Below are 18760 nucleotides of genomic sequence, written 5' to 3' on the forward strand. Positions count from 1 at the left end.
ACCCGAGCGGACTCGTCCTCCGCAGCCCGGCTCTGCTCCGCCCCGGAGCACTCGCCATCCGGACATGCCGTCGTCGGCACGAGAGCACGGAGCCCGTCGGCGCACCAACGCGTCGACGGGCTCTGTGTTCCGAGGCGGTCCTCGTCAGGCGAACTCGGCGTCGTCGTCGTAGCGCACGACGACCTCGCCCGCGGCATCCTGGGTGACGATGACGCCGGTGTCGAGCTCGGCGACGGGGCGCCCCTCGAGGAACGTCAGCGTCCACCGCGGGGCGGGGGCGCTGAGGCCGTCGGGGTTGAGCGCGGCCTCGACGGCGGCGATCTGCGCGTGCAGCGCCTCGGGCACAGCCTTCGGCGGCTGCTCGCGGGCGGTCCAGCGGGTTCCGAGTTGCATCAGGCCTCCTGGGGTGCGAACACGATGTCGGTCACGGTGGTGGTGTCGGCTTCGGCGAACGAGATCGTCTCGATCCGGCCCACGGCGCGCAGGTCGCCCTCGGCGAGGCGCAGCGCCTCGACGAGCGGACCCGACACGGTGAGCGAGGCAACCTTCGTCTTCTGCGAGGCCTTCGCCTCGGTCTTGGCGCGACGGATGCCGATCAGCGCGGCGCTCACGGCGGTGAGCACCGCGGGATCACCCTCGATGCCGAGCGGCTCGGGCCACGCGGCGGTGTGCACCGAGCCCTGCTCGAACCAGGACCACACCTCTTCGGACGCGAACGACAGCACGGGCGCGAACAGGCGCACGAGCGTCGACAGGGCCGTGCGCAGCGCAAGCGCCGCCGAGGCCTGGCCCACGTCGGTCTGGTCGTACGCGCGCTCCTTGACGAGCTCGAGGTAGTCGTCGCAGAACGTCCAGAAGAACGATTCGGTGATCTCGAGCGCCCGCGCATGGTCGTAGGCCTCGAACGCGGCGGTGGCGTCGCGCACGACGGCATCCAGCGTCGCGAGCATCGACGCGTCGAGCGCGTGCGTCACCTCGGCACCCTCGGGCACGGGGAACGACAGCACGAACTTCGCCGCGTTCAGCAGCTTGATCGCGAGGCGCCGTCCGATCTTCACCTGCGTGGGGTTCTGCGGGTCGAACGCCGCGTCGGTGCCCAAGCGGCTCGACGCCGACCAATAGCGCACAGCGTCGGAGCCGTGCTGCTTGAGAATGTCGGCGGGCGTGACGACGTTGCCCTTCGACTTCGACATCTTCTTGCGGTCGGGGTCGACGATGAACCCCGAGATGGCGGCATCCGACCACGGGCTCCGGTCGTCTTCGAGGGCGCTTCGCAGCATGGTCGAGAAGAGCCAGGTGCGGATGATGTCCTGGCCCTGCGGGCGCAGGTCGAACGGCGAGACGAGGTTCCACAGCTCCTCGTCGCGCTGCCAACCGCCCGCAAGCTGCGGGGTGAGCGACGACGTCGCCCACGTGTCGAGGATGTCGCGCTCGGGGTCGAAGCCGCCGGGGACGCCACGCTGATCCTCGGTGTAGCCCGGGGGAACGTCGGTCGTCGGATCGACGGGAAGCGCAGCCAGGTCGGGGGTGAGCACGCGCGAGTAGTCCCGCTCGCCGTTGTCGTCGAGCGCGTACCAGACCGGGATCGGCACGCCGAAGAAGCGCTGGCGCGACACGAGCCAGTCGCCGGTGAGACCGTTCGTCCAGTTCTCGAAGCGCACGCGCATGAAGTCCGGATGCCACGACATCCCGCGACCGAGAGAGATCAGGCGCTCGCGCAGCTCGGCGTCGCGCGCGCCGTTGCGGATGTACCACTGGCGCGTCGACACGATCTCGAGCGGCCGGTCGCCCTTCTCGAAGAACTTCACCGGGTGGGTGAAGGGCTTGGGATCGCCCTCCATGGCCCCGGACTCCTGCAGCAGCTCGACGATGCGCTTCTTGGCGCTGAACACGGTCTTGCCCGCGAGCTCGTCGTACGCCGCCTTCGCGGCATCCGTCACGATCACGTCGGGAGCCTCGGCGACGATCCGCCCGTCCTTGCCGATGATCGTGCGGTTCGGCAGGTCGAGCTCGCGCCACCAGATGATGTCGGTCACGTCGCCGAAGGTGCAGATCATGGCGATGCCCGATCCCTTGTCCTTCTGCGCGAGGGGGTGCGCGAGTACCGGCACCTCGACGTCGAACAGCGGGGTGCGCACGGTCGTGCCGAAAAGCGGCTGGTAGCGCTCGTCATCGGGGTTCGCCACCAGAGCCACGCACGCGGGCAGCAGCTCGGGGCGGGTGGTCTCGATGAACACGTCGCCCGAGCCGTCGGTCTTGGCGAAGCCCACCCGGTGGTAGGCCGCGGGCTGGTCGCGGTCCTCGAGCTCGGCCTGCGCGATCGCGGAGCGGAAGTCGACGTCCCACAGCGTCGGCGCCATCGACTGGTACGCCTCGCCGCGCTCGATGTTGCGCAGGAACGCCAACTGGCTCGTGCGGATCGAGTCGTCGGAGATCGTGCGGTAGGTCTGCGTCCAGTCGACGCTCAGGCCCAGTTCGCGGAAGAGCTCCTCGAACTGCTTCTCGTCTTCGATCGTGAGCTGCTCGCACAGCTCGATGAAGTTGCGGCGGCTGATGGGCACCTGATCGGCGGCCTTGCTGCTCTTGTTGTCGCCGCCCGCGAACGGCGGGGTGAAGTCGGCGTCGTAGGGGAGCGAGGGGTCGCAGCGCACGCCGTAGTAGTTCTGCACGCGGCGCTCGGTGGGCAGGCCGTTGTCGTCCCAGCCCATCGGGTAGAACACGGTCTTGCCGCGCATGCGCTCGAAGCGCACCTTCACGTCGGTGTGCGTGAACGAGAACACGTGACCGATGTGGAGGCTTCCGGATGCCGTCGGCGGCGGGGTGTCCACGGAGTAGACCCCCTGACGACCGGCCTCGGCGGCGCGCAGGCGGTCGAAGACGTACGTCCCGCGCTCACGCCAGGCGGCGTCCCACTTCTGCTCGAGGCCTTCCAGGGCGGGCTTGTCGGGAATGGTGGCCATGGGTGTACTCCTCGAGCGATATGGGCGGCACTGTGTGAGCGTGCCTGATGGGTGTGGCATCCACGATACCGGGGGTGCGACGGGACGTGCGGCGCGAGCTCACCAGAATCGGACCGGTGCAGCGGATTCGGATGCCGCGAGCCCGATGATCCGAATCCGTTGCGACCGTCCGAATCCGTTCGCTGTCGGCGCGACGCCCGCGGCGGACTTTCCGCACCCGGTCCAGGAACGCGGGTAGGCTGGGAGCTTCCCCATCGAAACTTCTGAGGTCTCTGCATGCCTTCTGTGTCGTCCCGCGGGCCGCTCGCCCGCCGCCTGCTGTCGGCCGCCGCGGTCGCGGCGGTCGCCGCTCTCTCGCTCTCCGCCTGTGCCGGATCGGACCCCGCCGCCTCGGGCGACGGCGAGATCGTCTGGGCGATCGAGGGCGCCAACCTCTCGGCCGGGCACATGGACCCGCAGACCAGCCAGCTCGACGTGTCGGCGATGGTGCAGCGGGCCGTGCTCGACTCGCTCGTCTTCCAGGAGTCCGACGGCACCTTCTCGCCCTGGCTCGCCGAGTCGTGGGACGTCGAGGACGGCGGCGCGAGCTACCTCTTCCGCCTGCGTACCGACGTGACCTTCCACGACGGCACCGCGTTCGACGCCGCGGCGGTCAAGGCGAACTTCGATCGCATCGCGAACCCCGAGACCGCCTCGGCCCAGGCTGCGAGCATGCTCGGCGGCGACCTGTACGCCGGCACCGACGTCGTCGACGAGCACACCGTTCGCGTGCGCTTCACCCAGCCGTACGCCCCGTTCCTGCAGGCGGCCAGCACGGCGCTGCTGGGCTTCTATTCGCCCGCCGTGCTCTCGTCCAAGGCCGACCAGCTCAAGGCCGGCGGCCCGGGGGTCACGGTGGGAACCGGTCCCTTCGAGCTCACCGAGTACACGCCCGACCAGGACCTCGTCTACACCCGCAACGACGATTACACCTGGGGCCCCGACGGGGGCGGCAAGCCCGCGGTCAAGACCTTGCGCGTCGACATCCTCCCCGAGGCCTCGGTGCGGGTGGGCGCCCTCTCGAGCGGCCAGGCCGACGTCGTGACGAACCTCCCGCCCAACCTGGTCGCCCAGGTTCCCGCCGACGACACCGTCGAGTCGATCGCCTACCCCGGTCTGCCGTACTCGCTGTTCCTCAACGAGAAGTACGGCGTCTTCGCCGACCAGAAGGTGCGCCAGGCGTTCTCGAAGGCCATCGACGTCGACACCGCCGTGCAGGAGATCTTCTTCGGGCAGTACCCCCGCGCGTGGAGCATCCTCGGCTCGACCACCCCCGGCTACGACGCGAGCCTCGAACAGACGTGGCCCTTCGACCCGACCGCCGCCGACGCCCTTCTCGATGAGGCCGGCTGGACGGGACGGGATGCCGACGGCATCCGTACCAAGAACGGTCAGCGCCTCACCGCGCGCTGGATCGCGTGGACCCCGGTGCCCGACGATCGCGCGGCGCTCGCCAACGCCGTGCAGAGCGACCTCAAGGCCGTGGGCTTCGACCTGCAGCGCGAGGTGCTCGAGCCCGGCGCCTACAACGAGCAGTACGGTCCGAAGACTTACGACGTCACCGACTGGGGCTTCTCGGGCGTGGACGCCGATCTGCTGCGCAGCCACCTGGCGACCGACGGCTTCCAGAACGCCTCCCAGGTGAGCGACCCGGCCATGGATGCGCTTCTCGCGCAGGGGGCGTCGACGACGGACCCCGCCGCCCGTAACGCGATCTACGCGCAGGTGCAGCAGTGGAACGCGCAGCAGGCGGCGATCGTGCCGCTGTACAGCCCCGCGCTGATCAGCGCCGTGCGGCCCGACGTGACGGGTCTCACCTTCGACCTGTACGGCCGCCCGCTGTTCGCCACCGCCTCGGTCGGCTGAGCCCTCGCGCCCTCGACCCCGTCCTCGGATGCCACGCTCTCGGTCGCGCGCCCTCGTGACGCGCCTCGGCGGGATCGTGGCATCCGTCGTGCTCGTGCTGTGGGGGGCTGCGACGCTGGCGTTCGTGGCGTTCCGGATCATCCCGGGCGACCCCGTCGACGTCATGCTCGGCCCGCAGGCGCAGGTCAGTGAGGCCGTGAAGGCGGGGATCCGCAGCGAACTGGGACTCGACCGCCCGGTCTGGGAGCAGTACGCCGCCTTTCTCGGTCGGCTCGTCCGCGGCGATCTGGGGGAGTCGTACCAGCTGCGCCTGCCGGTCACCGAGGTGATCGGGCGACAGCTCGGGCCCACTCTGCAGCTGTCGGCGCTGGCGCTCGGGATCGCGATCCTGCTCGCCGTCGTCACCGCTCTGCTCGTGCGCGGTCGCCGCGGACGGGCCGTGGCCGCGGGCGTCGAGCTGGTCGTGCTGTCGTCGCCGGTGTTCTGGACGGGCCTCGTGCTGCTGAGCGTCTTCTCGTTCCAGCTCGGGTGGTTCCCGGTGTCGGGAGGGCGGGATGCCGCGGCGATCGTGCTCCCCGCGGTGACGCTGGCCCTGCCGGTCGCGGCCCTGCTGTCGCAGGTGCTGCGCGACGGGATCGAGGCCGCCGAGCGCGAGCCGTTCCTGCTCACCGTGCGGGCGCGCGGCGCATCTCGTCGCCGTGAGACCCTGCACCACACGCTGCGGCACGCGAGCGTCGGGGGAGCGACTCTCGCCGCCTACCTGGTGGGGTCGCTCCTGGGCGGTGCCGTTCTCGTCGAGACGGTGTTCGCGCGCCCCGGCCTCGGACGCGTGACGCTGACGGCGATCACCGACCGGGATCTGCCTGTGATCACGGGCGTCATCCTGCTCAGCGCCCTCGTCTTCGTCGTGGTCAACACGATCGTCGACCTCGTCGTCCCCCTGCTCGACCCGCGGCTGCAGTCGTCTGCGGCGGCGCTGCGTGTTCGGACCGGGGTGCCCGCATGACCGCCGTCGTCGCGGGGCGGCACCGCACTCGACCCGGTGCCGTCGTCGCGCTGTCGCTGGCCGGAGTCGTGCTCGCCGTCATCGCTCTCGCCGCCGTCGCCCCGGGCCTGTTGGCGACCCACGATCCCCTGCTCACCGACGTGCGCGCGGCCCTGCAGCCGCCGAGTGCCGCGCACTGGTTCGGCACCGATCAGAGCGGCCGCGACGTGTACTCGCGCGTCGTGTTCGGCGCCGGCCGGTCGGTGGGCATCGGCCTGCTCGCCACGGGCCTCGCCCTGGTCGTCGGCGTGGTCGTGGGCTCGCTGTCGGCCGTCGCGCCGCGATGGGCGGACGCCGCGGCGATGCGCGTCGTCGACGTGCTGCTGGCCTTCCCCGAGTTCCTCGTCGCGCTCCTCGTCGTGGCGGTGCTGGGGCCGGGGCCGGCGAACATCGCCGTGGCCGTGACGATCGCGGCCGTGCCGGTGTACGTGCGTCTCGCGCGTGCGCAGACGCGCTCGCTCGCCGCCGCCGAGCACGTCGAAGCGGCGCGCATCATCGGCGTGCCGGCCGTCGTCGTGCACGGACGGCACGTCCTGCCCGGGGTGCTGGGCGCGGTGAGCGTGCTGGCGACCATCGGCGTCGGCACGAGCATCCTCGCCGCGGCGGGCCTCAGCTTCTTGGGCCTCGGCCCGACCGAGCCCACTCCCGAGTGGGGTCTCATGCTCTCGGCGGGACGCAATCTGCTCCTGCAAGCGCCGTGGGTGGCCGTGTTCCCGGGGCTCGCGATCACCGCGACCGTCGTGAGTGTCAGCGTCGTCGGGCGCATCCTGCGCGCGCGTTCCGAGGAGCGGGGCGCATGAGCGGGGTGCGGGTGCGCGGCTTGCGTATCGACGGCCCCGAGGGGGCGATCGTGCGCGGTCTCGACCTCGACGTCGCGCCGGGGGAGTGCGTGGCGATCGTGGGCGAGTCGGGTGCGGGCAAATCGCTCAGCGCCCGGGCCCTGCTGGGGCTCGTGCCCGAGGGCCTGTCGTGGTCCACGGAGGCGCTCGAGATCGACGGGGCGTCGGCGCAATCCCTGACCGAACGCGACTGGCGTCGCCTGCGCGGCCGACGTATCGCGCTCGTCTCGCAGGACGCCCTCGTCTCTCTCGACCCGCTTCGCCGCGTCGGTGCCGAAGTCGCCGAGCCGATCCGTATCCACGAGCCCGCCGTGCGCGGGGGAGCCCTCGTCGGTCGAGTGCACGACAGTCTCCGGAGGGTGGCGCTCCCCGAACCCGAACGGCGAGCACGTCAGTATCCCCACGAACTCTCGGGCGGTCTGCGCCAGCGGGCGCTCATCGCCTCGGCCCTGTCGGCCACGCCCGCAGTCCTGGTGGCCGACGAGCCCACGACGGCTCTGGATGCCACGGTGCAGGCCCGCGTGCTCGCGCTGCTGCGACGCATCGCCGACGACGGCGTGGCGGTGGTGTTCATCAGCCACGACCTCGGCGCTGTCGCCCGCGTCGCCGACCGGGTCGTCGTGATGCACGAGGGCCGCGTCGTCGAGACGGGGGTCACGGCCGAGGTGCTGGCATCCCCCCGCGATCCGGTGACGCGCGAGCTCGTCGCCGCCGTCTCGCACGAGCCGCTGGGTCGAGCCCCGCGCGCGGATGCCCCGATCTTCACCGCCGAGGGCATCACGAAGCGCTTCGGCGAGCGGGTCGCCGTCGACGACGTCTCTTTCGAGGTGCGCCGGGGCCGCACGCTGGCAGTGGTGGGGGAGTCGGGGTCGGGCAAGACGACCCTGGCGCGCCTGGCGGTCGGGGTGACCCGCGCCGATGCGGGACGCCTGCGTTTCGTCGAGCGCGACTGGACGCCCGGTGTCGCTCGCGGCGCCGATCGTCGCCGCGTGCAGCTGGTGCAGCAGAACCCCTGGGGGGCGCTCGATCCGCGCTGGAGCGTCGGTCGCACCCTCGCCGAGGCCGCGGCTGCGGGCGGGGTGCCCCGCGCGGCCCGCCGCTCAGCCGTCGCCGCCCTCCTCGACGAGGTCGGGCTCTCGCCCGCGTTCGCGCGCCGCCGGCCCGCTCAGCTCTCGGGCGGTCAGCGCCAGCGTGTCGCGATCGCGCGGGCGCTTGCGGTGTCTCCCGACCTGCTCGTTCTGGACGAACCCGTGTCGGCGCTGGACGCCTCGGTGCGCGCGAAGATCCTCGAGCGTCTGCTCGACCTGCAACGTGAGCGCGACCTCGCGATGATCTTCGTGACGCACGACCTCGACGTCGTGGCCGCGATCGCCGACGACGTGATCGTCATGAAGGACGGTCGGGTGGTCGATCAGGGAACGGTGTCGTGCGTGTTCGCCGCTCCCCGGCACCCGTTCACCCGAGAGCTGCTGGCCGCGGCGGGTCTGGGCACGCCCGCAGAGTGAGCCTCGGGTCGTGCCCGGCCCCTCTGCTCGTCGAGTGTCCAAGTAACCCGGACGCGACCGACCTCGCATCCGGGTGTTCTGGACACTCGACGAGGCTGGGCGCGCGACAGCATGCCGAGTGTCCAGGACACGCCGCGACCGCTGCCGGCACGCGGCGTGTCTCGGACACGGATCGCGTGCGCACGGCTCGCAGCGCACCGCGCCCGGCTCGCGTAGACTGGAGCCACACGCACCGATCCGGCCATCACCGGGGAGCTCGCGGAAGAAACGGGCGCAAGCCCCGAGTAGAACCGCGCGGGGCAGGCCCGTCACAGCCGCAGTGAGAGTGGCACCGGTCCCGAACGGGGGCGGCGCAACGCGGGGTGGTACCGCGGTCCGCACGGATCGTCCCCGCAGGTGGATTCCAACCTGCGGAGAGACATGACCTACCCACGCCCCTCATCCTTCGGCCCCGCCGCCGACGCTTCAGCCTCCGTCGTCCCCAGCCCCCGCTTTCCGGCGATCGAGAACGACACTCTCGCGTTCTGGAAGAGCGACGACACCTTCCGCGCCTCGATCGCGAACCGCGAGGGCGCCGAGGAGTGGGTGTTCTACGACGGCCCGCCCTTCGCCAACGGCCTGCCCCACTACGGGCACCTGCTCACCGGGTACGCGAAGGACGTCTTCCCGCGCTTCCAGACCATGCGCGGCAAGAAGGTCGACCGCGTGTTCGGCTGGGACACCCACGGGCTGCCGGCTGAGCTCGAGGCCATGAAACAGCTCGGGATCACCGAGAAGGACGAGATCGAGGCGATGGGCGTCGCGACCTTCAACGCGAAGGCCCGCGAGTCGGTGCTCGAGTACACGCGCGAGTGGCAGGACTACGTCACGCGTCAGGCTCGTTGGGTGGACTTCGAGCGCGGCTACAAGACGCTCGACACCACCTACATGGAGAGCGTGCTGTGGGCGTTCAAGACGCTCCACGACAAGGGTCTCGCGTACGAGGGCTACCGCGTGCTGCCGTACTGCTGGCGCGACGAGACCCCTCTCTCCACGCACGAGCTGCGCATGGACGACGACGTCTACAAGATGCGCCAGGACCCCTCGGTCACCGTGACCTTCCCGCTCGTGGGCGCGAAGGCCGAGGCGCTCGGCCTCACCGGCGTGCGCGCGCTGGCGTGGACGACGACGCCGTGGACGCTGCCGACGAACCTCGCGCTGGCGGTGGGCCCCGGCATCCGGTACGCCGTGATCGAGGGCGGACCCCACGGCGCCGCCGACGTGCACCGTGCTCCCGACGGCACGCCCGACGAAGCGATCGAAGCCGTCGCCCACCGCTACCTTCTGGCCGAGGACCTGTTGGCCGGCTACGCCAAGGACCTCGGCTACGAGAGCCCGGATGCCGCCCGCGAGGCCGTGCAGACCACGATCCTGGGTGCGGAGCTCGAGGGCGTGTCGTACGACCGCCTCTTCGACTACTACGCCGACGCCGAGACCTGGGGTACGCAGAACGCGTGGAAGATCCTCGTCGACGACTACGTCACCGTCTCGGACGGCACGGGCATCGTGCACCAGGCCCCCGCCTACGGCGAGGACGACAAGCGACTGGCGGATGCCGCGGGTCTTCCCACGATCATCTCGCTCGACGACGGTGGCCGGTTCCTCTCCGCCGTCACCGACGTGGCGGGGGAGCTGTGGATGGAGGCCAACCGGCCCCTGATCCGCCTGCTGAAGCAGGACGGCCGGCTCCTGCGCGAGGCGTCGTACGAACACTCGTACCCGCACTGCTGGCGGTGCCGGAACCCTCTGATCTACAAGGCCGTGTCGAGCTGGTTCGTGCGCGTGACCGACATCAAGGACGATCTGCTCGCGAACAACCAGCAGATCACCTGGGTGCCCGAGAACGTCAAGGAGGGCCAGTTCGGCAAGTGGCTCGAGGGCGCTCGCGACTGGTCGATCAGCCGCAACCGCTACTGGGGATCGCCGATCCCGGTGTGGAAGAGCGACGACGCGAACTATCCGCGCGTCGACGTGTACGGCTCGCTCGCCGAGATGGAGGCCGACTTCGGTCGCCTGCCGGTGAACGCCGACGGTGAGGTCGACCTGCACCGCCCCTACATCGACGACCTCACGCGCCCCAACCCCGACGACCCCACGGGGCGATCCACGATGCGCCGCATCGAGGACGTGCTCGACGTGTGGTTCGACTCCGGCTCGATGCCGTTCGCGCAGGTGCACTACCCGTTCGAGAACCACGAGTGGTTCGACGAGCACGCCCCCGCCGACTTCATCGTCGAGTACATCGGACAGACCCGCGGCTGGTTCTACGTCATGCACGTGCTGTCGACCGCGCTGTTCGACCGCCCGGCCTACACCGGCGTCTCGTGCCACGGGATCGTGCTCGGCAACGACGGGCAGAAGATGTCGAAGTCGCTGCGCAACTACCCCGACGTTCGCGAGGTGTTCGACCGCGACGGCTCGGATGCCATGCGGTGGTTCCTCATGTCGAGCTCGGTGCTGCGCGGCGGCAACCTCGTCGTCACCGAGGAGGGCATCCGCTCGGGTGTGCGCGAGTTCCTGCTGCCGTTGTGGAACGCGTGGTACTTCTTCGCGACCTACGCCAACGCCTCAGGTCCGGAGGGATACACCGCCGAGTGGCGGACCGACTCCACCGACGTGCTCGACCGGTACATCCTGGCGCTCACCGGCGATCTCGTCCGCGACGTCGCCGCCGACCTCGAGGGGCTCGACTCCACGACTGCGGCCGAGCGTCTGCGCGATTTCGTCGAGGTGCTGACCAACTGGTACATCCGCCGTTCGCGCGACCGCTTCTGGGTGGGCGTGACCGACGACCCCACGAGCCGCGAGGCCTTCGACACGCTGTACACGGTGCTCGAGACCCTCACCCGCGTCGCCGCCCCGCTGCTGCCGCTCGTGACCGAGCGCGTCTGGCAGGGTCTGACCGGTGGACGCAGCGTGCACCTGACCGACTGGCCGGATGCCGCCGCGTTCCCCGCGTCCGCCGACATCCGCACCGTGATGGACACCGTGCGCGAAGTGTCGAGCGTGGCGAACGCCCTCCGCAAGCGCGAAGGCAAGCGCGTGCGTCTGCCGCTGCCGCGACTGACGGTCGTGACCCCGGATGCCGCGGGCCTCGCGCAGTTCGACGACATCCTCCGCGAGGAGCTCAACGTCAAGAGCGTCGAACAGGTGCCGCTGCAGGAGGGCACGGCCGCGGAGTACGGTGTCACGCACCGTCTCTCGGTGAACGCGCGCGCCGCGGGCCCCCGCCTCGGCAAGCAGGTGCAGCAGGCCATCAAGGCCGCCCGCGAGGGCGACTGGAGCGAGGTCGACGGACAGGTCGTCGCGGGGGGCATCGCGCTCGAGCCTTCCGAGTACGACCTCGTCGTCGAGACGGCGGGTCGGCCCGAGGGTGAAGCACTGGCCGTGCTGGCGAGCGGGGGATTCGTGCTCCTCGACACCGTCACCACCCCCGAGCTCGAGGCCGAGGGCCTGGCGCGCGACATGATCCGCGGCATCCAGGACACGCGCAAGGCGGCCGGCTTCGACGTGAGCGACCGCATCGCCCTGACGCTCACGTTCGACGACGCCGGTGACGCAGCGGCCGTGGCCCAGGCGTTCGATGTCGCGGGAGTGGCATCCGAGACCCTCGCCGAAGGCGTCGCGCTCGCCAGCCGCACCGAGCGGCTCATCGAGCGCGGGACCGTCGGCGAGCCGGAGTTCGAGAACGTCCTCGCCGCCAAGACCTACGCGAACGTCGGCGCCGTCACGGTGGCCGTCGCGCGGATCGGAGCCTCCGCATGAGCGACCGCACCAGGGCCGACGCCGTCTACAGCGCGCTGCTCGAACGGCAGGGCGAGCAGTGGGTGCAGCCGCGCGTCGAGCGCACGCGCCGCGTGCTCGAACTGCTCGCCGACCCGCAGCGCACGTACCGCGTCATCCACGTCACCGGCACCAACGGCAAGACCTCGACCAGCCGCATGATCGAGAGCCTGCTGCGGTCGATGGGTCTTCGCACGGGGTTGTTCACGAGCCCGCACCTCGAGCGCTTCACCGAGCGGATCCTCATCGACGGCGAGCCCGTGGGCGATGCCGCGATCGCCGACGCCTGGGACGAGATCCAGCCGTTCGTCGACATGGTGGATGCCGAGCTGGCCGCGGCCGGTGACGCGCCGCTGACCTTCTTCGAGTTGCTGACCGTTCTCGCGTTCGTCGCGTGCGCAGATGCGCCGATCGATGTCCTCGTGCTCGAAGTCGGTATGGGCGGGGAGTGGGATTCCACCAACACGGCCGACGGAGACGTGGCGGTGTTCGCGCCCATCGACATCGACCACACCGATCGGCTCGGCTCGACCATCGCCGAGATCGCCACCGTCAAGGCCGGCATCATCAAGCCCGGCGCCGCCGTGGTCTCGGCGGAGCAGCCCGACGAGGCCCTGCGAGTCATCCGCGCCCGCGCGGAGAAGGAAGGCGCGACGGTCGCCGTGGCGGGCGACGGCTTCGCCCTCGAGGCGCAGACGCTCGCGGTGGGCGGTCAGCAGCTGACGATCCGCGGCGTGGCCGGAACCTACTCCGAGGTCTACCTCCCGCTGTACGGTGCGCACCAGGGGGCGAACGCTGCCCTCGCGGTGGCGGCCGTCGAGTCGCTGATCGGCGGCGGCACCCAGCCTCTGGCGGCCGAGGTGATCGCCGACGGCCTCGGCAACGCCACCTCGCCCGGTCGCCTGCAGCTCATCGGCACCGCGCCCACCGTGTTCGTCGACGCCGCGCACAACCCGCACGGTGCTCGCGCCCTGGTCGCCGCTCTCGACGAGTCGTTCGACATCGACGAGTGGGGCGCCGTGGTCGGCATCCTGGACGGGAAGGATGCCGCGGGCATCGTGTCGGCGCTCACCCCCGGCGTCGCGCGCGTGTTCGCCACCGCGCCCGACAGTGACCGCGCGACCGACCCGGACGTGATCGCCGACGTCGCCGAGTCGGCCGACCTGCCGGTCACCGTGCACCCCACCCTCGAAGACGCCGCCGATGCCGCCCGCTCGTGGGCTGCCAAGTCGGATCGTCGGGCCGTCGTGATCGCCGGCTCCGTCGTGCTCGCCGGTGAAGCCCTGCGCCTCTCCGAACTCGAGGACTGGAAGGCCGGGTGGCAGGGATGAGCCCCCGCGGAGCCCGCGCCCCGCGCACGCCGCGCCCCCGTCGTCAGCGCGGAGCCCAAGAGTCGCTGGGCGCCGTCGTGCTCGGCTTCGAGTCGATCATCGTCTTCCTCGGCGGCCTCGTGGTCTACGGCCTCAAGGTGCTGCCCTTCGGCATCGAACCCTGGTGGGGGATCGTCGGCGGCGTCGTCCTGGCCGTCGCGATGGTCGCCGTGTCGGGATCGCTCCGCCACCGGTGGGCGCTGTTCGCGGGATGGGGACTCCAGGTGGTGCTGTTGCTCGGCGGCTTCCTCGTTCCGGCCCTCGCCGTCGTGGCTCTCATTTTCGGCGGCATGTGGGCGTATGCGACCATCAAGGGAGCAGCGCTCGATCGGCAGAACGCCCGACGCGCCGCTTCCCCCGACCTCTCGAACGGAGAATGACCCATGGCTACCGAAGAGACCCTCGTCCTCGTCAAGCCCGACGGCGTCGCTCGCGGCCTGACCGGCGCGATCCTCGCCCGCATCGAGGCGAAGGGCTACGCCCTCGTCGACATCCGCCTCGTCGAGCCCGACCGTGAGACCCTCGCTCAGCATTACGCCGAGCACGAGGGAAAGCCGTTCTACGAGCCGCTGCTCGAGTTCATGATGTCCGGCCCGTCGGTCGCCATCCGCCTCGCCGGAAACCGCGTCATCGAGGGCTTCCGCTCGCTCGCCGGAACGACCGACCCGACCACCGCCGCCCCCGGCACCATCCGCGGCGACTTCGGTCGAGACTGGGGCCTCAAGGTGCAGCAGAACCTCGTCCACGGGTCCGACAGCGTCGAGTCCGCCGAGCGCGAGCTCGCGATCTGGTTCGCCTGATCCCGGATGCCGTAAAGGCCGCCGCCCCGAGAGGGTGGCGGCCTTCGTCGTTCGGCGTCGAGGCGGCTGAGCCTGTCGAAACGCCCGGCCCTGATTCTCATCCGCACACGGGCGAGCCGGGGGAGCCTGTCAGGGTCTTCTGCGCTTTGGAGCGCTGCACCCGCCCCGTGATTCGCGCAACCTCAGCGGCATCCAGGTCTATCTGGCGGAGGTTCTGCGAATCTCGGAGGATCTGCGTCGGCTCAGAGCTGCGAGAGCACGTCCAGGCGCACCTGCGCCAGCACCGCGACGACGGCGAACGCGACGATCGTCATGAGCGGCACCCACGCCATGAGCCTGTCGGCGAACTCTTGCACGCGCGGGCGCGGGATGCCCCCCTCGCGCAGCACGTGCAGCGTGACGACGAAGAACGACGGGATCACCACGGACCACGTCACCATGCACCACGGGCACAGCGTCGCCAGCACGAAGAGGCTCTGCCCGATGAGCCAGATCACGAAGCACAGGGCGAAGACGAAGCCGAGCCAGAACAGGGCCCAGAACCACCGCGCGAAGCGCGCGCCAGCCAGTAGCGCCATACCGACCACGATGGGTGCGATCCACGCAGCGAGTCCGATGATCGGGTTAGGAAAGCCGAAGACGCTGCCCTGGGCCGACTGCAGATTCGTCGAGCACTGGACCAGCACACTGAAGTCACAGGATGCCGCGGCCCCCGGGTTCATGAGCTGGTGGAAGCGTTCCATGGTGAGCGAGAACGCCGCCCACCACCCCACGATCCCGGCGAAGATCAGCCAGATCGCGACCACGACCGGACGACGGGGGGTGACGGTTTCGCTCATGCGGCGATTCTCTCATCGCGCCGCTATGCGGTCGCCTCGAACAGGTTCACTCGTGTGTTGTGAAGACGCTGTGCGAGGCGTCTTGCCAGTGCGGCCTGTTTTTTCCGTACGCCACCGTCGATCTCGACGAGTTGATCTGCTGCGGTCATCGTCCCGCCCCCTCGGAGATCGTCCTCGCCTCATCCATGGTGATGCTCGTGCCGTCGTAACTGGGCGCTGCGCCCAGACGGGTGAGCGCCGACTTCACGTCGATCTTCTGGTTGTCGCTGTCCCGGAAGGCCACATCGAGAGACCTCATGTTCAGAACGCGCCCGTCGAATGCGACTCTGATCACGTCGCGCACGAAGTCCGGCGATGCCTTCGTCTTCTCGGCGGCCGGGAGGTCGACGGTTTCACCGACCGTCAGCGTCTCGGTGAACCCGTCCAGGCTGACGTCGGCGTAGGCGTCGGAGATCCCGAGACTGGCCGCTTTCAGCGCGGCGGGGATGTCGGTCTTGTACGAATCGTCGTGAGACGGCAGTTGGCTGCACCCGGCCGCAAGGCTGGCGGCCAACGCAAGGCCAACGACCGCAGCGATCCGCCCCCGACGCGTCGTGCCGTCAGCCCCAATCCGCGCGCCCCGGCGAGATCGGCGTCGCTGTAAGCGGTCGCGAGGTCGTCCCGAGCCGCCTCGTGCGACAGTTCTCTCGCTTTCGCCGTCTGGGCTTGCACACGTGCGCGTGCCTGCTCCGAAGCGGTGAGTGGGCCGTCGGACAAGGTTATGGTGGCCCCCTTCGCCTGAGCTTCGACCATATCGAGGCCCCGCTTCGTGCGAGAAGTCTCTGTGGATAAGTGCAGGCAACCGCGACGGTCGTGGGCGTTCCCGGCACTTCGTGCGATAATGAAGGCCGATGTGACCGCGGCCGCGCCGCAGGAACATCACCCAGAAGACTTCGGGCGATGACCGCCCTTCGCAGCACGAGCCGCAGGCCGGCTGCAGACCGAGTGAGTTCGCGGCCCCGCCGGGTGCGGCGCCGCATGAGATTTCGTCGGACGACGCGCGGTGTCGTCCGCCAGGGAGTACCCCGACATGGCCGATGTGACAGACGAACAGAATCCCGCCGACGAGACGGCGATCTCTCCCGAAACCGAGGCTCCTTCCTCCGACGCGACGCCCGCGGTCGACGAAGAAGAGGCAGCGGTCCAGGATGCCGAGGACGCGGCCGCCGACGACACCGAGGCGCCCGCGATGCTGGACGTGGAGGACATCCCCGCGGCCGACGATGACGACGAGACCGCACAGGTCGCCGCCCCCGAGCAGCAGGCTGCCGAGCCCGTCCCCGCCGCGGAGATCGACGCACCGCCCGCGGACGCCGAGAGCTCGGCATCCGGTGCCGTCTCGGACGACTCCGCTCAGGCCGAGAAGGCCACGGCGGAACCCGCCGCCGCTTCGGAGCAGCCCGAGGCCCCCGCCGTGCCCGAGAAGCCCGGCCGCCCGACCGCCGTGTCTCTGGGCCTGCTCCCCGCGAACTTCGTGTCGGCCGTCTCGACGGCCCTGCACTTCTACGCTCCCGCCCTCCCTCCCGTCGTCATCCGCGACGACTTCGACGACCGCGACGACGAGGGCCCCTCCGAGCGCGTCTCGGCCAACGCTCGCCGCCGCAACCGCCGCCGCGGGGGACCCAACGACAACCGCGACGAGCCCCTCGAGTCCCCGGCCGCACCTCCCGTGCGCCAGCGCGCAGTCGAGGTCATCACCGAGCCGCAGCGCATCAAGGGGTCGACGCGTCTCGAGGCCAAGAAGCAGCGTCGTCGCGACGGTCGCGAAGCCGGTCGCCGACGCCCCGTCGTCACCGAGGCCGAGTTCCTCGCCCGTCGCGAGGCCGTCGACCGCGTGATGGTCGTGCGCTCGAAGGCCGGTCGTATCCAGATCGCCGTCCTCGAAGACAACGTGCTCGTGGAGCACTACGTCGCGCGCAATCAGGACGCCTCTCTCATCGGCAACGTGTACCTCGGTCGCGTTCAGAACGTGCTGCCCAGCATGGAGGCCGCCTTCGTCGACATCGGACGCGGCCGCAATGCCGTGCTCTACTCCGGCGAGGTCGATTGGGACGGCGTCGAGACCAACAACCAGCCCCGACGCATCGAGCTCGCGCTCAAGTCGGGCGACCGCGTGCTCGTGCAGGTCACGAAGGACCCGGTGGGTCACAAGGGCGCACGACTGACGAGCCAGATCTCGCTGCCCGGCCGCTATCTCGTCTACGTGCCCAACGGCACGATGAACGGCATCTCCCGCAAGCTTCCCGACACCGAGCGTGCGCGCCTGAAGAAGATCCTCAAAGAGGTGCTGCCCGAGTCTTCCGGCGTCATCGTGCGCACCGCGGCCGAGGGCGCCACCGAGGAGCAGCTGACCCTCGACGTGCAGCGCCTCACGTCGCAGTGGGAGCACGTGTCGAGCCAGGTCAAGACCATCCAGGCCCCCGCCCTGCTGCACTCCGAGCCCGATCTTCTGGTCAAGATCGTCCGCGATGTCTTCAACGAGGACTTCACGCGCATGCTCATCCAGGGCGATGAGGCATTGCAGACCATCTCCTCGTACCTGCAGGGCGTCGCCCCCGACCTGCTCGAGCGGGTCGAGAAGTACGAAGGCGAGCAGGATCCGTTCGACGCGTTCCGGGTCACCGAGCAGATCGAGAAGGCCCTCGACCGCAAGGTCTGGCTGCCCTCCGGCGGTTCGCTCGTGATCGACCGCACCGAGGCCATGACCGTCGTCGACGTCAACACCGGCAAGTTCGTCGGCTCCGGCGGCAACCTCGAAGAGACCGTCACCAAGAACAACCTCGAAGCGGCCGAAGAGATCGTGCGCCAGCTGCGCCTGCGCGACATCGGCGGCATCATCGTGGTCGACTTCATCGACATGGTGCTCGAGTCCAACCGCGATCTCGTGCTGCGTCGTCTGATCGAATGCCTCAGCCGCGACCGCACGAAGCACCAGGTCGCCGAAGTCACTTCTCTCGGCCTCGTACAGATGACGCGGAAGAAGCTCGGCCTCGGCCTGCTCGAGACCTTCAGCGAGGCGTGCGAGGTGTGCGCCGGTCGCGGAGTCATCGTGCACCACGACCCCGTCGCGAAGCACCGCCCCGCAGGCTCCTCAAACGGCGGCGGCAACGGCAACGGCTCCTCGAACCGTCGCGGTCGAGGCTCCAACAACGGCTCCAACGGCTCCAACGGCAATGCGGCGTCCGGCGGCGGCAATGCGGCGCAGAACGGCGGCAACGGAAACGGCGGGGGAGCGGCGGCCCAGGCCGGCGGCACCCACGTGATCACCGAGGGCGTCAAGTCGGCTCTCGCGCAGATCGCGGCATCGACCGTCAAGCCCACCATCGACGACCCCTCGATCGTCGAGGCGGCGGTCGTGGCATCCGTCGAGGCCGTTCTCGATGCCAAGACCGAGGCCGCTGCCGAGGCTCCCGCGCCGGTTCGCGAGAAGCGGCCGCGCAAGAAGCGCGAGCCCAAGGCTCCGCGCACCGAGAAGGACGCCCTGCTCGAATCGGTCTTGGAGGCCCTGCCCGAACCCAAGGCTCCGGGACAGGGGCGCTCGCGCCGCCGCGTGACCACCGCCGCCCTGACCGGCACGCCGGTGAACGCGCAGCCGTCGTCCGAGTCCTGAGTTCGCTTCCGATCGTTCGAGGGGTC

At 70.2% G+C, this 18760-nt stretch carries 13 protein-coding genes; 9 read left to right on the plus strand and 4 right to left on the minus strand.

What is annotated here, in order from left to right; genetic code table 11:
- Window positions 1–144: 144 nt before the first annotated feature.
- On the minus strand, window positions 145–393 hold the full coding sequence (locus OVA17_RS14180; RefSeq protein WP_115918078.1) for a hypothetical protein: 249 nt from the start codon (window positions 391–393) through the stop codon (window positions 145–147).
- Window positions 393–2960: a valine--tRNA ligase gene (valS, locus tag OVA17_RS14185; RefSeq protein ID WP_267787163.1), complete on the minus strand. Its 2568-nt coding sequence runs from the start codon at window positions 2958–2960 to the stop codon at window positions 393–395. The genes OVA17_RS14180 and valS overlap by 1 nt, the downstream gene beginning before the upstream one ends.
- A gap of 276 nt (window positions 2961–3236) precedes the next feature.
- Between valS and OVA17_RS14190 the strand changes: the two genes are divergently transcribed.
- From OVA17_RS14190 to ndk, 8 genes are all read left to right on the plus strand, one after another.
- The gene (locus tag OVA17_RS14190; RefSeq protein ID WP_267787164.1) at window positions 3237–4865 is read left to right on the plus strand and encodes an ABC transporter substrate-binding protein; all 1629 of its coding nucleotides are present in this window, start codon (window positions 3237–3239) and stop codon (window positions 4863–4865) included.
- Between the two features lie 28 nt (window positions 4866–4893).
- A complete protein-coding gene (locus OVA17_RS14195) occupies window positions 4894–5871 on the plus strand; it encodes an ABC transporter permease (RefSeq protein ID WP_267787165.1) in 978 nt (325 codons plus the stop codon).
- The gene (locus OVA17_RS14200; protein WP_267787166.1) at window positions 5868–6710 is read left to right on the plus strand and encodes an ABC transporter permease; all 843 of its coding nucleotides are present in this window, start codon (window positions 5868–5870) and stop codon (window positions 6708–6710) included. The genes OVA17_RS14195 and OVA17_RS14200 overlap by 4 nt, the downstream gene beginning before the upstream one ends.
- Window positions 6707–8254, plus strand: a complete 1548-nt coding sequence (locus OVA17_RS14205) for a dipeptide ABC transporter ATP-binding protein (RefSeq protein ID WP_267787167.1) — start codon at window positions 6707–6709, stop codon at window positions 8252–8254. Before OVA17_RS14200 ends, OVA17_RS14205 begins: the two co-directional genes overlap by 4 nt.
- A 420-nt stretch (window positions 8255–8674) precedes the next feature.
- A complete protein-coding gene (ileS, locus tag OVA17_RS14210) occupies window positions 8675–12058 on the plus strand; it encodes an isoleucine--tRNA ligase (protein ID WP_267787168.1) in 3384 nt (1127 codons plus the stop codon).
- The gene (locus OVA17_RS14215; protein WP_267787169.1) at window positions 12055–13407 is read left to right on the plus strand and encodes a bifunctional folylpolyglutamate synthase/dihydrofolate synthase; all 1353 of its coding nucleotides are present in this window, start codon (window positions 12055–12057) and stop codon (window positions 13405–13407) included. The genes ileS and OVA17_RS14215 overlap by 4 nt, the downstream gene beginning before the upstream one ends.
- Window positions 13404–13826, plus strand: a complete 423-nt coding sequence (locus OVA17_RS14220; protein WP_267787170.1) for a DUF4233 domain-containing protein — start codon at window positions 13404–13406, stop codon at window positions 13824–13826. Before OVA17_RS14215 ends, OVA17_RS14220 begins: the two co-directional genes overlap by 4 nt.
- Before the next feature lie 3 nt (window positions 13827–13829).
- A complete protein-coding gene (gene ndk, locus OVA17_RS14225) occupies window positions 13830–14246 on the plus strand; it encodes a nucleoside-diphosphate kinase (protein WP_013586434.1) in 417 nt (138 codons plus the stop codon).
- A gap of 242 nt (window positions 14247–14488) precedes the next feature.
- On the opposite strand, the gene OVA17_RS14230 is transcribed toward ndk, so the two are convergent.
- Both OVA17_RS14230 and OVA17_RS14235 read right to left on the minus strand, forming a co-directional pair.
- Entirely contained in the window at window positions 14489–15085 is a 597-nt protein-coding gene (locus OVA17_RS14230; RefSeq protein WP_267787171.1) for a vitamin K epoxide reductase family protein, read from the minus strand.
- Window positions 15086–15230: 145 nt separating this feature from the next.
- Window positions 15231–15638: a hypothetical protein gene (locus OVA17_RS14235; protein ID WP_267787172.1), complete on the minus strand. Its 408-nt coding sequence runs from the start codon at window positions 15636–15638 to the stop codon at window positions 15231–15233.
- Window positions 15639–16154: 516 nt separating this feature from the next.
- Between OVA17_RS14235 and OVA17_RS14240 the strand changes: the two genes are divergently transcribed.
- On the plus strand, window positions 16155–18734 hold the full coding sequence (locus OVA17_RS14240; protein WP_420712421.1) for an Rne/Rng family ribonuclease: 2580 nt from the start codon (window positions 16155–16157) through the stop codon (window positions 18732–18734).
- Window positions 18735–18760 lie beyond the last annotated feature (26 nt).

It is taken from the genome of Microbacterium sp. SL75, assembly GCF_026625865.1.
In the GTDB taxonomy this organism is placed as follows: Bacteria; Actinomycetota; Actinomycetes; order Actinomycetales; family Microbacteriaceae; genus Microbacterium.